Raw genomic sequence first — 13737 nt, 5'->3', positions numbered from 1 at the left:
CTTTTGACGCTGATTCAGACGCAGCCCCGCCCGACGGGCGCCAACCCCGCGCACAGGACGGCGGTGGAGGGCATGGACGCAGCCGGACCGCAGGTCTGTGACGACATGAGCGTCGAGGTGGCGCTGGCCGTCATGGCCGCCGCACGCACGGGCCGACTGGTCGTCTGCGACCAGGACGACCAGTGCACCGGCCTGGTCACCCGTACCGAACTCGCCGCCGTCCGTGACAGATCCGACTACACGGACCGTGTCCGCCTGCGCGATATCCTCGGCGACCACGGTTCGTTCACCACGCTGGCCGAAGCCGGGCAGGCGATGCGCTCCCGTCGGCTCGGTGTCCTGCCGGTGGTCGACGAGCAAGGCAGCAGCCTGGGTATCCTCGCCCTCTCCCGCTGAAACGCCTCGCCCCTAGGTGTATTGATCACGAGCGTGGTTAACGCCGACGGGTCTTGATCATGGCGAAGACCTCCGGTGTGGTGGAGCTGTCTAGGACTGCACCACACGGAGGTCTTCGTGTCCCACCGTAATGCCCGGCTGACCATTCACGGCAGGCGGTTGCTCATCGAGCGTGTCCGCACCGGCCGTCCCGTCGCGCACGTCGCGGCCGAGATGGGCATCTCACGGGTCACCGCCCACAAGTGGGTCCGCCGCTGGCGGGCCGAGGGCGAGCCGGGGCTGCACGACCGCTCCAGCCGGCCACGCACGACACCGCACCGCACCCCGGCAACGGTCGAGGACCAGGTGCGCCGCCTGCGCCAGGACCGAAAGCTCGGCCCCGCCCGCATCGGCCCCATCCTGGGCCTGCCCGCCTCCACCGTGCACCGGATCCTGGTCCGGCACGGCCTGCACCGCCTGGCCTTCCTGGACCGGCCCACCGGCCAGCTCATCCGCCGCTACGAACGCGAGAAGCCCGGCGAACTCATCCACGTCGACGTCAAGAAACTCGGCCGGATCCCGGACGGCGGCGGCCATAAGGTCCTGGGCCGCCAGGCCGGCCGGGCCACCCGCAGCGGCATGGGCTTCGACTACATCCACTCCGCCGTCGACGACCACACCCGCCTCGCCTACAGCGAGATCCACGGTGATGAGAAGGCCGCCACCTGCGCCGCCTTCCTGCGCCGGGCCGCAGCCTTCTTCCTCGCCCACGGCATCGACCACGTCGAGCGCGTGCTGACCGACAACGCCTGGCCCTACCGCAAGAGCTTCGCCTGGCAGCAGGCCCTGGCCGACCTCGGCGCGAGAGGCAAGCTCACCCGCGCCTACCGGCCGCAGACCAACGGCAAGGTCGAACGCTTCAACCGGACCCTGCTCGATGAGTGGGCCTACCTGCGGCCCTACACCAGCAACACCGAACGAACAGCAGCCCTGGCAGACTTCCTGCACACCTACAACCACCACCGCTGCCACACCGCACTCGACGGCCACCCACCGATCAGCCGCGTAAACAACCCTGCGGGTCAATACACCTAGGGCCTGTCCGGCGGATCAAGTCGGAGGAAACCGGCGGTGCCCTGGAGCCCAGGTGAGCGAGGGCCGGCGCGTCTGGCTGCACGGCGAAGGAGGGCGTCGGCGCGGAGCGTCGACAACCGACGACAACACCGCAGACAGGCATGCCGGCCCTCGCGTCTCCGGCATGATCCGCCGGCCAGGCCCTAGGCCTCGCCCGCAGCGCGCACAGGGGTACGCGCACGTGGCGGGCCACTGCACGGGGCGCGCGAGTGGGTGGCGCTCAGAGTGCTGGTTGAGCGGCCAGACCGCGGGACTGATCGACTCAGCCACCGCTCTTGCGCCTGAACGACCGCTGGCTCGCAGCCGGGCCGTGCGCCGCGCGCACCTTCGACGCATTCGGGTTGGCGGCAACATCGGCGGCGTCCGCCTGCGCACCGCGCTTGCGCGCCAGGGCTTCGCGGAACTTGCGCTTGAGGTCGTAGTTGCCGTCGCTGTCCGGCGCCAGAGGGGACGTCTCGGGGGCAGCCGGCTCCGAACCTTCCGTAGACGCGGGCTCTGCGGTCATGGTGACCTCCTGGGTTCGGGGGTGGGCAAGCACAGCTTGCCACGCCGGGCGCAGTGCGGGACGCCGGCAACATCATCCTGTTCCGTTTCGGCGGGTATCCCTCTCGCTGCCGAGGGCGTTCGCTTCGTAGGCGGGTGGCGCAGGCCGGGCTCCGGGCCGGGCCGAGGGCTGTCGGTCCCGTGGCCAGGAGATTCGCTGCCACGGCAACGGCTTTCAGCCGTTGCGACGCACGTGGGCGGCCTTGCGGGCCTCGGCGAGCTTGGGGGCCTCGCCGGCCTTTCGGGATGTGCCGCCGGTGCCGCGGGAGGTGTCCTTGCTGGTTGCCGAAGCCGCGGAAGGGAGCGTTGGTGTTCTTGGGCCGGGGAACGGCGGGCCCGCCGTCGAGCGGGATGCCGGTGGCGGGATCCGGCCGCTCTGCAGGCACATGAGATGTACCTCGAAGCCGGGAAGTATTCGCTGCCCAACGGGTTGTGGAACCGCCCGCCCGGGGACATCAGGGCGTGGCAGGGTCTGCCGTACGCGATCCTCTTCTTGGAATGGGAGGCAAGGTATCCGCAGGAGTGGACCCGGCATGCCAAGGAGTGGGGCACGAAACAGAGCCTCGTACGGGACGTGGCGGTCGCTGGCCACAGTGAGACGGTCAGGGCGAAACTTACTGACCTGGTCGAGATCGTCGTTCAGAGGGCCTACCGCTGCAAGGACCGCGAGTACCTGCGCGTTGCTCGATCCGTCGACATGCGCGGCAGGCTGGAAACTGCGCCGCCTGACCGAGCAAGCCACGCCTGGCCAGTGTGACTACGCCCGCCGTCCCAGCCGCACGGAACTCGGGTAACGGCGCTGCTCGCTCTCCCCCCTGGACGAGGCGTTCGTCAGGAAACGCACCGGAGCCCCGGACGACGGCGCCGGCGAGGACGCTCGACTCGGCCTGGAGGCAGGCGTTCTGCCGCTGCGCGTCACTGGGGACGACCTGGAGCCGGACCCGCTGCTGCCCGCAGGCATCGAGGCCCCCACCCTTCTGGCGGAGCGGGTCGGTACCCCGGCCAACTGAACGCCACGCCGACCCGGCGCGACCGGCGCACGCACACACGCTCCATGACGGAACGGGACGAAACACCTCGTCCAATTCGAGAAGAGGCATGCCCGGCAGGCGGGCCCTCGCGCTGTGCGCGCACGCGACACGGAGACCATCGAAGCCCTCGCCGACCCTCGCCAGAGCCATCGCCGGGGTCGTCCGACGACGCGGTCCACCGCTGGCGCCCTGTCGGGCAGGGGCAGCAGCTCGTTGCTGCACTTGTTTCGACCCTTGTTCATCTCTCGATGGATGTGCGATCTTAGTCTCATTCCAGCCATGGAAACGTTTCCGTAAGGAGGTGGGGTGGATGGCCACGATCAAGGATGTCGCGGCACGAGCCGGCGTCGCGCTGGGTACCGCATCCCGTGTGCTCAGCGGCAGCAGTCAGACGTCGGCCGACTCCCGTGCCCGTGTGCTCGCGGCCGTCGCCGAGCTGGGATACATCGCCAACGGCCCCGCCCGTTCGCTGCGGCGTGCCCGTACGGACGTGCTGGGGTTGCTCGTCTCGGACATCCGTAACCCGTTCTTCTCCGAGCTGGCTCACGCCGCAGAGCAGGAGGCACGCCGCCACGGATACACCGTGCTGCTGGCCAACGCGAACGAGGACGCCGAGCAGGCCGACGAATACCTTCGGACCTTCGCCGCTCAGCGCATCGACGGCCTGCTGTTCTCACCGCAGAGCACCGTCTCGCCGCAGGTTGCCGCCACGCTCGCGTCAGGACTGCCGGTCGTGTTCCTCAACCGCACGATCGAGGGCGTCGGCGCCCCGCTGTACGGCACGGACAACGCTCAGGGCGTGCAGCAGGTGCTTGCCTGGCTGCAGCGCCGGGGCCACCGCGACGTCGCCTTCATCGGAGGCCCGGACTCGATCTCCACCGGCGCCGAGCGCCGCGCCGCCTACCTCGCCGGGCGCCAGGCACACGGCATCAGCACCGACGACAGGCTGCTCGACGCCGGTGACTTCCTGGCCGGCGGAGCGGCCGAGGCCATGTCCCGCATCCTCGACCGTGGCGTCACGTTCACGGCCGTGTTCGGCGCGAACGGTCTGACCACCCTGGGAGCCGTACGCGCCCTGCGTGATCGGCTCGGCGCAGAGCAGGCCGCCCGTATCGAAGTCGTCTCCTTCGACGACCTCGACTGGTTCGAGTTCGCCTCTCCGCCCATCAGCGCGGTCCGCAACGACGCGTCGTCGATCGGCCGACTCGGTGTACGCGGGCTCGTCGACCTCATCGCTGGCCGCGCCGCACTCGGACAGCGTGTCCCCACCACCTTCGCCGACCGGTCCGCGCAGGACGTCCGATGACCGTGGGGATCGCCCTCGGCGCCGCCCCCAGCAAGGACGCCGGCTTCCTCAGCCAGCCGCGTCGTCAAGGCGTAACTGTGCAGTCCACATCGAGGCCGACGCCGTCGACGGTGATGCCCCTGGACGCCTTCCTCGCCCGCGATCCCGGCGGCTTCACAGCCACAGCCGCCAGGTGGAGAGCACCCCTCGGGGCCCGGCGCCGAGCGTGCAATGCCCGGCAAGGCCGTCGCCTGCGCTTACGCGATCGCGCAGCGTGCGACCGACACCCGCACCACGCACTCACCGTCACTATCAGACCAGACCCACCACCACAACCTCCGTCCCCAGTCCGACGGCAGGCAGTTCGCCCGTCCTGAAAGGAACCACCGATGAAGGTCGCCCTCGGCGCGGACCACGCCGGATATCCGCTCAAAGATGCCGTCCGCCAGGCCATTGAGGCTCTCGGTCACGACGTGATCGATTGCGGCACCCACAGCTGCGACCCTGTCGACTTCCCCGACATCACCCGCAGCACCTGCGAGGTGGTGCTCTCTGGCTCCGCCGAGCGGGCGGTGCTCGTATGCGGCACCGGCCAGGGCGCCGTCATGGCCGCCAACAAGCTGCCCGGCGTTCGTTGCGGTCTCGCCCACGAGCCCTACTCCGCCCACCAAGCAGTCGAGCACGACGACGCCAACGCCATCGCCATCGGGGCCTGGCTGGTCCCGCACGCACTCGTGCCCGACATCGTCCGTGAGTTCCTCGGTGCCGTCTTCGACGACGACGAAGAAACCCGCCGCCGGGTCGCCAAGCTCAACGCGCTCGACGCCCTGACCTCGGCCTCCTGACAAGCCGCCCACACACCCCTTGAGCGGGTGAACTCTCTCTTCTGCTGAACCGAAGTGCCCCGCCCGCGAACGACTGCGCCGGGCGCCTGTTCGTCACGCCCAGAAGCACCCAGTTGAAGGATCCGGCCTCCCCCTCGTGCGGCCCCATCCTCCTCACTGCGCAGACGCCGGCTTCTCTCCGGCGACTCACCAAGGAGATCCTCATGTCCACCAGCGCCCCCGCCGGACGGCGAAGCGTGCTCGGCTCCAAGGACCGCGTCAAGACAGCAGTCGCCGCGGGCCTCGGCACCAGCGTCGAGAACTACGACTTCATCGCATACGGCACCGCCTCCGCGCTCTACTTCGGAGCGGTCTTCTTCCCCGAGAGCGACCGGTTCGTCGGCACCCTGCTCTCCTTCGCCACCCTCGCCGTCGGTTTCGTCATGCGACCGCTCGGAGGAGCCATCGGCGGCTACTTCGCCGACAAGGTCGGCCGCAAACCCGTCCTCGTCACGGCGATGCTCGTCATGGGTGCCGCCACCTTCCTCATCGGCGCGCTGCCGACCTACGAACAGGTCGGCGCGCTTGCACCGATCCTGCTCGTGGCCCTCCGCATGCTTCAGGGCCTGGCATTCGGTGCCGAATGGGGCGGTGCGATCACCATGGCCTACGAGCACGCGCCGTGGCACCGCCGCGGCATGTTCGCCGCGATCCCCCAGTCCGGCAACCCTCTGGGCATTGCTCTGGCCAGCGGCGTGTTCGCGTGGAGTGACACCCTCGACGGCAACTGGCAGTGGCGGACGCCCTTCCTGCTCAGCGCCGTCCTTGTGATCGTCGCGCTGATCGTACGTTCCCGTCTCACGGAATCGCCCGAATTCAAGGAGGCCCAGGCAAGCGGCAAGACCGAGAAGAACCCGCTCCTCGCGACCCTGGTCGGCGATTGGCGCGGCATCGTGCGTGTCATCGCCCTGCGCGTCGTGGAATCCTTCGCCTACTACTCCACCGCGACCTACCTGCTCAACTACATCACCGAACGCCACCCCGACCTCAGGTCCGTGGCCCTTAGCGCGATCACCGCCGCGAGCGTCCTCGCCATGGCAGTCACCTTCCTCGCCGGCGCACTCACCGACCGCATCGGACGCCGCCCCATCTACATAACGGCCTGTACGGCGGCGATCCTCTTCGCCTTCCCGATGTATCTGCTCACCAACTCCGCCCGACCCGCCCTGGTGGTGACGGTGTTCATCATCGGCATCGGCCTCATCCACGCATCGCTGACTGGAACCCAGGGCTCTCTGCTCACCGAGCAGTTCCGCACCGCCACTCGTACCTCGGGCGCCTCCCTCGGGTACCAGGTCGCCGCGGCCATCGGCGGCTTCGCACCACTGCTCGCCGCCGCCCTGGTAGGCGCCTTCGGGTGGCCGGGCGCGGCGCTGCTCTACCTCGGCGCGGCCTTGATCGGTCTCGTCGGCATCCTCGCGACCAAGGAGACCTGGGGCCGCCAGGAGCGGGAGCGCGTGCTTCGCCTCGTTGCAGAAGAAGGCCATGCTCAGATCGCGGCCGGCACGCCCGTGAATGCGGTCCTGCGGCCCTCGCCTGGCTCTCGGTGAACTCGTCGCGGCGACGGTGTTCCCGCGGATGGGGGCGGCCTGAATTGATCCGCACCCGTGTGGAGCAGGCGACCGCCATCACGTAGCCGACGCCGCGCGCTTCCAGGGCGGCACGAAGCCGAGGGTCCTGCCCGTAGGCTTCGTTGCCGGTCACCCATGGCAGTTCGACGGCGAGGCTCATGGCAAAAGCAAGCTTCGCGGTGCGTGCCCCCGCGCCGTAGGCCTGCCTCGACGCGTGCGCCGAGGCAGGCCGCCTCGCGCTCCTCGGCGCGGGGGTACCCGGACTATCGGCAGGGCACCGAGGGCGCGTCCCAGGTCGGCGGCAATGGCGCCAACCGAGTCCTGAATCTGTTCGGACGCATGGGCCGTGTGGTGGCCGGCGCCGGACGACAGTAGCCGCGGCGCAGCCGGCGACGTCACACTCAGCCCGACGTGCCTGCGCGGCGGGGAATCCCTGCGCCGGACTGAGCCTCGGAGCTGCTTGAACCAGCCATGGACCCATCGGGGCGGATTACCTGGTCTTCGAGCACTCGGAAATCTATCCCGGTCACAGTAGAAATTGGGTGGCGGTGTGGTTATGGTTTCTGTCGTAGCCGAGATCGAGCGAGCCCGGCAGAGATGAACTGCCGGGCAGCAGTACCGCAGTTGCAGTTCGCAGGACGGTTCGGTGGTGGAGTTTCGAAGCCAGAGTGGTTGCAGGACGGCGACGGGACTGACGACCGGACCGGGTGGCCCGCGGTGATCAGGGGCCGCCATGAGCAGTACCGCAGTGGCAGTACCCGTGAATGAAGGATCGCAGTACCCAGCAGCGAGGTCAGTGAGCAGTACCCCGGTGAAGGCGTCGGCTGCGGACGCGCGCACCGGGAGGTTCGGCAGTGGGGTTCCAAGCCAGAGCAGACGCACGACGGGTGACGGGGCCGACTGTTGGTGAGTAGTTGATCAAGAGGGAAGAACGGAGGAGCCGAGCGCCATCAGGATCGCCCGGGTGAAGGTCTTGAACCCGGGTACCGCAGGACATCGATAGTGAGGTGGTCTCCGGTCGAGCAACCGCGATCCCCGCACCCCCGACAGTGTCTCGGTCGGGTCTGCGGAAACAGAGGGCCGGTGCAGTATCAGGGCCGGCAGATGGTGTAGTAGTTCCTTCGGGGCCCTGGTGCCAGTACGGCGCCAGGGCCCCTCCGCCCGTTCCACAGAGAGGTGCAATGACAGCAGACGACACGTTCGGCCGTCTCGACGACGACGATTACCCCGCCTACACCATGGGCCGGGCCGCCGAGTTGCTCGGCGCTACCCCTGCCTTCCTTCGCGCCCTTGGCGACGCCCGCCTGATCACCCCCCTGCGCTCCGAAGGCGGACACCGCCGCTACTCCCGCTACCAGCTGCGTATCGCCGCCCGCGCCCGGGAACTCGTCGACCACGGGACCCCCATCGAGGCTGCCTGCCGGATCGTCATCCTCGAAGACCAGCTCGAGGAAGCCCAGCGCATCAACGTCGAATATCGCCGCGCCGCCGAATCAGCGAATCCCACGGCAGCGGCATGAGATGAGCGTGCCCGTCAGCGCCGGCGGGCACCGCACGCACGGCCTAGTGCGCGGTGTGATCACCACCTCTGGTGACGCGGTGTGTGGGCGTGTAACGTCTGCGTCAGCTGTCGTGGTTCGGAATTCCCCCTTGCCCACGCCTCTGGTGTGGGCGTTTTGCTGTGCTGTGCCGCAGGAACCAGGGCGATCACCTCCGTCTGCCACATGGAGTGGGAGACGTTCATCGACTGGAAGGCGTAAGACATGGCAACGGGAACTGTGAAGTGGTTCAACGCGGAGAAGGGCTTCGGCTTCATCGCCCAGGACGGCGGCGGCCCGGATGTCTTCGCGCACTACTCCGCGATCAACTCCACCGGCTTTCGTGAGCTCCAGGAGGGCCAGGCCGTGACGTTCGACGTCACCCAGGGTCAGAAGGGTCCCCAGGCCGAGAACATCAACCCGGCCTGACCCCGCAGACCTGCCCGAGGGATCGCGCACGCCGCGTCAGGTGGCCGCCGCTCGTGCGGCCCCTGATCCTGGGCCGGCCCGGGGCCAGTGCGACTTCGGCCCAAAACTACGTGACTCCAGTCGCGGCAAGCGTCGTCGGGCACGGGAGCCGCATGTCTGGCGCGGCTACCGTGCAGTTGGGAGGAGCCGACGTTCAGACGCTCGTCCAGGCGTCGAGGAAGGCTTTCCGCCCAGCCGGATCGTCCGACCTGCGGTCTGCGTGCAGGACGCGCCAGGCCGTGAGCTCGAGATCTCGGAGCCACAGTTCCCCGATGACCTGTGTCTTGAGGTCGGGCAGATGGTCGGACTCGACGAGGGCCTGACCGATCACCTCCCCGGCCGCGAAGCGCTGGGGCGGGGTAAACTCATCGACGGCCGAGAGGACCTGACGGGCCAGGGCGGTTCCCTCTCCTGCCAGCGAACGCAGGACCGAATCCTTGATGTTGACGGGCAGCAGGTACGCGGTGCCCGAAGACCTCCACAGGTCCGACCAGAAGCGCTCGCCCGCCGCGGTGGGGGCAGGCAGCGCGGCCAGCAGTCCGAGGAGATGGCCGGTTGCCGCGTAGCCATCGGAGTGGGCGGCTGCGACCACTGCGACGCCGGCGACGCCCTCCACATCGAGTTGGCCCGCCTCGAGATGCGGAGCCAGGTCCAGTTGGTGTTCCAACTGGTCTGCGAGTGCGGTGGATACGTAGGGGCGGACCTCGGGAAGCATCGGCGATCCTTGCGCGTAGGCGAGCGGAGATGCCCGTTCGTAAGCCCTGATCATTCCCAGGACCAGCCGTTCTACTCGGCTTCCGCAGGCCCAATTGGCGGTGGGTCGACGGGCTGGAGTTCCCACGGTGGCGAACCGGCTCGGTCCCGGCGACGTGGCTCCGGGGTTCTGGACCGACCTCCCGTCATGTGTCCGGGTGAGGTTTCCTAGCATGACCGCATGGTTGCCAGTGACGCCCAGGAGCCCGGGAGAGGACGAGCGCCTGTGTACCGCGACGCCGCTGAAGTCGAATGTGGTCACGTCGTGTCAGCGCGGGGAGAGCGCCGTGCAGACGGGCTACCCGACGAATCACCAGGCGACCACGCGGGGAAGGGGGCTCACTCGGTTACTGCGCTGCACTGAGCGCGGGCGTCGTACTCATGTGCCTGGCCGGTACTCAGCAGGCGGTCCTGGCCTGCGCCGTGTACTCGATCACCGCCTGGCTGCTGTTCGCGAGGAGCGCCGTCTACCACCGCGGCACCTGGGGGCCGCTCGGCGAGGCTCTTCTGCGACGCCTCGACCACGCCAACATCTTCCTGATCATCGCCGGCACCTGCACCCCCCTGGCCGTGCTCCTCCTCCCGCCGGACCAGCGGTCCGTGCTGCTGTGGATCGTCTGGACGGGAGCGCTGGCCGGCATCGCGTTGCGGGTCCTGTGGATCGGAGCTCCGCGCTGGCTGTACACCCCGTGTTACCTGGCCCTGGGCTGGGCGCCGGTGAGCTACCTTCCCGACTTCCTGCATACCGGTGGAGCACCGTAGTCGTCCTGATCGTTGTCGGTGGTCTCCTGTACAGCGCGGGCGCGGTCGTCTACGCCCTGCAGCGGCGCGACCCCTCACCCCGTTGGTTCGGCTATCACGAGGTCTTCCATGCCCTGACCGTGGCAGCGTTCACCGCGCACTACGCAGCCATCTCCCTCGCCACCTACTGACCGGGGCAGGTTCGGGCTCGCGCCGCTCGTCACACACGTGGCCGCGTGCTGCTCCGCGAGGGGCGGGGCCGTCCCTGGGCGGACGGAGGAGCGAGAGAAAGACGAGACTGCGGTCTTCAGCCGACCGCGATGGAGGCGCCCCGTGTTCGAGGCGGAAGACATGAGGGAATGGGAGGGCCACGACGTGCCCGACCATGAGCGGCACACGATCGGCGTCCCGGCTACGTGCTCCTCGGCCTGTGCCTGGGCCGCCGCAGGCGTCTGCCTCGGTGACGCGGTCGCCTGGGAAGAGCACCCCCGTTTCACCTGCCCCAGGAGTCGGTGATGAGGAACGACACCGACGCGGCCCCGAGCTGCTCCCTGAGCATGCGTGCGATCACGTCGAGTGACTCCACGGGCGCTGCGGTCTCCGCCGCCGCCAGAGTCCCCGCCAAGGTCATCGCGCTGCCCCGGCCGTCCCCGTTCTCCGAAGGACGAGTGGTCGGCCCATCGCCCCCGTCAGGCCCGCATACGGTCACGGTGTCGGTGGTGCTCAGTGTGCTGTCCCGGACGCGCGAAGGGCCCGCGCCAAGCCCGATGCGGGGCAGATGCTATGGCACCGCACCTCCCGTGAAAGGCATTCCACCCGGCGCGTGTTCCCTCTCACTGACTGCTTACTGGATCTGGTCGATGAGGTGGTGCTGCGACGCCGTCGGCGAACGTGATCGCCTCGTCGAGCCCGGTGGTCTTGTCGCGGGTGACGGCGGCGTACAAGTGGGCGAGGTCCTGCACACCGTCGCCTGGCGCACCCGTGACGCTCGTCTGACGCTCCGGCCGCTCCAGAGACCGTCCCCAAAGTGGGGGAGCCCCCGTTGAGCTGCGGGTTTTCGCGCCTCCAGTCCTTGGGATGTGTTCCCGAGGACTCGTCATGTGGAGTGCGTTGCCACCCCGGCCTGCTGGGGTGGCAACGCACTCCCGTGCCCGACCTCCAGGCCGGCGGGGCCAGGGCCGGAACGGGGACCGCCTGCCGGGCTACGGCTCAGGCGTCGATGATGATGGGGATGATGAGGGGTTTGCGGCGGTGGGTGCGGAACGCCCAGTTCGCCACGGCCCGAGCGAGGAGTTGTTCGAGTTGGTGCGCGTCCCCGACGCCTTCCTCGGCGGCGGTGGCCAGGGTCTTCTCGATGACGGGGATGACCGGCTCGAAGGTGGTGTCGTCGTGCACGAAGCCGCGGGCCAGGAAGTCGGGGGGCTCGGCGAGGGCGCCGGTGTCCGCGTCGACGATCGCCACCACCGTGACCACGCCTTCGGCGGCGAGGGTGAGGCGGTCCTTGAGGGACGCTTCGGTGGCGCCGCCGACTTCCATGCCGTCCACGTAGACGTTGCCGGCGGGGACCTTGCCGGTGATGGACGCGCGCCCGTCGACGAGGTCGACGACGACGCCGTCCTCGGCGATGACGACCCGCTCGGGGTCGACACCGGTACGGATGGCGAGGTCGCCGTTGGCCCGCAGGTGGCGCCATTCGCCGTGCACGGGCATGACGTTGCGGGGCTTGACGATGTTGTAGCAGTAGACGAGTTCGCCGGCGCTGGCGTGGCCGGAGACGTGCACCTTGGCGTTGCCCTTGTGGACCACGTGGGCGCCCCACCGGGTGAGCCCGTTGATCACCCGGTAGATGGCGTTCTCGTTGCCGGGGATGAGGGAGCTGGCGAGCAGGACGGTGTCGCCCTCGCCGATGCGGATCAGGTGGTCGCGGTTGGCCATCCGTGACAGTGCGGCCATCGGTTCGCCCTGGGAGCCGGTGCACACCAGCGTGATCTTGTGGTCCGGGAGCTTCTCCAGCTCCTTCGTGCTCACGACCAGACCGGAGGGGACCTTCAGATAGCCCAGGTCACGGGCGATGCCCATGTTGCGGACCATCGACCGGCCGACGAAGGCGACCTTGCGGCCGTGCTGGTGGGCGGCGTCCAGGACCTGCTGGATGCGGTGCACATGGCTGGCGAAGCTGGAGACGATGACGCGGCGCGGCGCGGTGCGCATCACCTGCTCGATCGCCGGGTTCAGCTCACGCTCGGAGGTGGTGAAGCCGGGCACTTCGGCGTTGGTGGAGTCGGTGAGGAACAGGTCCACGCCCTCCTCGCCGAGGCGGGCGAAGGCGCGCAGATCGGTGATGCGGTCGTCGAGGGGGAACTGGTCCATCTTGAAGTCGCCGGTGTGCAGCACCATCCCGGCTCGGGTACGGATCGCGACCGCGAGACTGTCGGGGATGGAGTGGTTGACCGCCACGAACTCGCAGTCGAAGGGCCCGAAGCCGCGCCGGTTGCCCTCCCGCACCCGCACCGTGCGCGGCCGGATGCCGTGTTCCTTGAGCTTGGCCTCCAGGAACGCCAGCGTCAGCTTGGAGCCGACGACGGGGATGTCGCGCCGCTCGCGCAGCAGGTACGGCACGCCGCCGATGTGGTCCTCGTGGCCGTGGGTGAGGACCACGGCCACGATGTCGTCCAGCCGGTCCCGGATCGAGGTGAAGTCCGGCAGGATCACGTCCACGCCGGGCTGGGTCTCCTCGGGGAACAGCACACCGCAGTCGACGATGAGCAGCTTGCCCGCGTGCTCGAAGACGGTCATGTTGCGGCCGATCTCGCCCAGGCCGCCCAGGGCGATGACCCGCAGCCCTCCTTCGACAAGGGGCGGGGCGGGCTTCAGCTCGGGGTGCGGATGACTCATACCCTGACGGTACCCGGAGAGCGGGACGGGGTGATCCATTGCCCGTGCGATCTCCTTTTCCCGATGGAGCGGGATACCCGCAGCGGGCGCCTCGGCGCGATCGCATCACGCCGGCGGGCGGAACAGGCAGGGGTGAAAGCGGTACCACCTTCCGTGGCCGAACCCTTCGCCCGGTGCTGGGCCGAGAGCGCCCCGAGGCAGCTTCTCTCGCCGGGCGGACAGTTGGCGGTGTCCTCGAAGCGCTCGCCGCCCCCGCCAGCCATGCCGGAACCCGATGTGGAGCCCCATGAACTCGACGACGAGGTCGCGCGGGGGCGGCTCGGCCGTTGTCCCGAGCCGGTCCCGGGAAGTCCTGGACTCGCGGCGCTCATGAGCGGGCGGCTCGTCGGGTGATGTCGTTCGGCGCCGTTTGGTCCACGACTGGTCCGGGCGAGACCCTCTTGGGTGTCAGACAGTAGCGCGAAGGCTCCAGCTCATCACTGAACGTAGTCGTTATTTGGGGTTGCCTGGAGCGCAACG

At 69.0% G+C, this 13737-nt stretch carries 11 protein-coding genes and 4 pseudogenes; 9 read left to right on the top strand and 6 right to left on the bottom strand.

All coding sequences use genetic code 11. The features are described 5' to 3' along the window. Positions 1 to 3: 3 nt before the first annotated feature. Both E5082_RS10365 and E5082_RS10355 read left to right on the top strand, forming a co-directional pair. Entirely contained in the window at positions 4 to 396 is a 393-nt protein-coding gene (locus tag E5082_RS10365; RefSeq protein ID WP_135790979.1) for a CBS domain-containing protein, read from the top strand. A 117-nt stretch (positions 397 to 513) separates the two neighbouring features. Continuing rightward, entirely contained in the window at positions 514 to 1470 is a 957-nt protein-coding gene (locus E5082_RS10355) for an IS481 family transposase (protein ID WP_135790978.1), read from the top strand. A gap of 301 nt (positions 1471 to 1771) precedes the next feature. Here the strand turns inward: E5082_RS10355 and E5082_RS10350 are convergent, their stop codons facing one another. Together E5082_RS10350 and E5082_RS32855 are read right to left on the bottom strand one after the other, a co-directional pair. Next, positions 1772 to 2014 carry a DUF5302 domain-containing protein gene (locus E5082_RS10350; RefSeq protein ID WP_135790977.1) on the bottom strand — a complete coding sequence of 81 codons (243 nt, stop codon included), beginning with the start codon at positions 2012 to 2014 and terminating at the stop codon, positions 1772 to 1774. 213 nt (positions 2015 to 2227) lie between these two features. Beyond that, positions 2228 to 2411: pseudogene (locus E5082_RS32855) on the bottom strand (DEAD/DEAH box helicase); the annotation flags it as partial. A gap of 32 nt (positions 2412 to 2443) precedes the next feature. Here E5082_RS32855 and E5082_RS10340 point away from each other — a divergent pair. The 4 genes from E5082_RS10340 (at position 2444) to E5082_RS10325 (ending at position 6802) form a co-directional block, all read left to right on the top strand. After that, entirely contained in the window at positions 2444 to 2809 is a 366-nt protein-coding gene (locus E5082_RS10340; protein ID WP_208766233.1) for a hypothetical protein, read from the top strand. Between the two features lie 584 nt (positions 2810 to 3393). Then, positions 3394 to 4389 carry a LacI family DNA-binding transcriptional regulator gene (locus tag E5082_RS10335; protein ID WP_167514025.1) on the top strand — a complete coding sequence of 332 codons (996 nt, stop codon included), beginning with the start codon at positions 3394 to 3396 and terminating at the stop codon, positions 4387 to 4389. 368 nt (positions 4390 to 4757) lie between these two features. After that, the gene (locus tag E5082_RS10330; protein WP_135790975.1) at positions 4758 to 5213 is read left to right on the top strand and encodes an RpiB/LacA/LacB family sugar-phosphate isomerase; all 456 of its coding nucleotides are present in this window, start codon (positions 4758 to 4760) and stop codon (positions 5211 to 5213) included. A gap of 236 nt (positions 5214 to 5449) precedes the next feature. Continuing rightward, complete coding sequence (locus E5082_RS10325) at positions 5450 to 6802, top strand: MFS transporter (RefSeq protein WP_229918788.1); 1353 nt, start codon at positions 5450 to 5452, stop codon at positions 6800 to 6802. Positions 6803 to 6836: 34 nt separating this feature from the next. On the opposite strand, the pseudogene E5082_RS33685 reads toward E5082_RS10325, so the two are convergent. Continuing rightward, positions 6837 to 6962: pseudogene (locus E5082_RS33685) on the bottom strand (IS701 family transposase); the annotation flags it as partial. 1042 nt (positions 6963 to 8004) lie between these two features. Here E5082_RS33685 and E5082_RS10310 point away from each other — a divergent pair. Continuing rightward, positions 8005 to 8343 (top strand): helix-turn-helix domain-containing protein, encoded by a 339-nt coding sequence (locus tag E5082_RS10310; protein ID WP_135790973.1) that lies wholly within the window; start codon positions 8005 to 8007, stop codon positions 8341 to 8343. A gap of 243 nt (positions 8344 to 8586) precedes the next feature. After that, positions 8587 to 8790: a cold-shock protein gene (locus tag E5082_RS10305; RefSeq protein ID WP_123545149.1), complete on the top strand. Its 204-nt coding sequence runs from the start codon at positions 8587 to 8589 to the stop codon at positions 8788 to 8790. Between the two features lie 193 nt (positions 8791 to 8983). Here E5082_RS10305 and E5082_RS10300 read toward each other — a convergent pair whose 3' ends face one another. Next, positions 8984 to 9544, bottom strand: a complete 561-nt coding sequence (locus tag E5082_RS10300; RefSeq protein ID WP_190045237.1) for a hypothetical protein — start codon at positions 9542 to 9544, stop codon at positions 8984 to 8986. A 419-nt stretch (positions 9545 to 9963) separates the two neighbouring features. On the opposite strand from E5082_RS10300, the pseudogene trhA reads away from it, so the two are divergent. Beyond that, positions 9964 to 10514, top strand: a pseudogene (gene trhA / locus E5082_RS10295) (PAQR family membrane homeostasis protein TrhA). A gap of 308 nt (positions 10515 to 10822) precedes the next feature. Here trhA and E5082_RS33680 read toward each other — a convergent pair. Next, a pseudogene (locus E5082_RS33680) lies at positions 10823 to 11032 on the bottom strand (serine/threonine-protein phosphatase); the annotation flags it as partial. 500 nt (positions 11033 to 11532) lie between these two features. Continuing rightward, positions 11533 to 13218: a ribonuclease J gene (locus tag E5082_RS10285; RefSeq protein WP_135790972.1), complete on the bottom strand. Its 1686-nt coding sequence runs from the start codon at positions 13216 to 13218 to the stop codon at positions 11533 to 11535. Positions 13219 to 13737: the final 519 nt, after the last annotated feature.

The sequence above is a fragment of the Streptomyces griseoluteus genome, assembly GCF_004784465.1.
Taxonomy (GTDB): domain Bacteria; phylum Actinomycetota; class Actinomycetes; order Streptomycetales; family Streptomycetaceae; genus Streptomyces; species Streptomyces griseoluteus.
This window is presented reverse-complemented; position numbering and strand designations above follow the sequence as displayed.

Bases quoted from the DNA above. Each gene is read 5' to 3' on its own strand.
- E5082_RS10350 (WP_135790977.1), bottom strand. From the start codon at position 2,014: ATGACCGCAGAGCCCGCGTCTACGGAAGGTTCGGAGCCGGCTGCCCCC.
- E5082_RS10340 (WP_208766233.1), top strand. From the start codon at position 2,444: ATGTACCTCGAAGCCGGGAAGTATTCGCTGCCCAACGGGTTGTGGAAC.
- E5082_RS10335 (WP_167514025.1), top strand. From the start codon at position 3,394: ATGGCCACGATCAAGGATGTCGCGGCACGAGCCGGCGTCGCGCTGGGT.
- E5082_RS10330 (WP_135790975.1), top strand. From the start codon at position 4,758: ATGAAGGTCGCCCTCGGCGCGGACCACGCCGGATATCCGCTCAAAGAT.
- E5082_RS10310 (WP_135790973.1), top strand. From the start codon at position 8,005: ATGACAGCAGACGACACGTTCGGCCGTCTCGACGACGACGATTACCCC.
- E5082_RS10305 (WP_123545149.1), top strand. From the start codon at position 8,587: ATGGCAACGGGAACTGTGAAGTGGTTCAACGCGGAGAAGGGCTTCGGC.
- E5082_RS10300 (WP_190045237.1), bottom strand. From the start codon at position 9,544: ATGCTTCCCGAGGTCCGCCCCTACGTATCCACCGCACTCGCAGACCAG.
- E5082_RS10285 (WP_135790972.1), bottom strand. From the start codon at position 13,218: ATGAGTCATCCGCACCCCGAGCTGAAGCCCGCCCCGCCCCTTGTCGAA.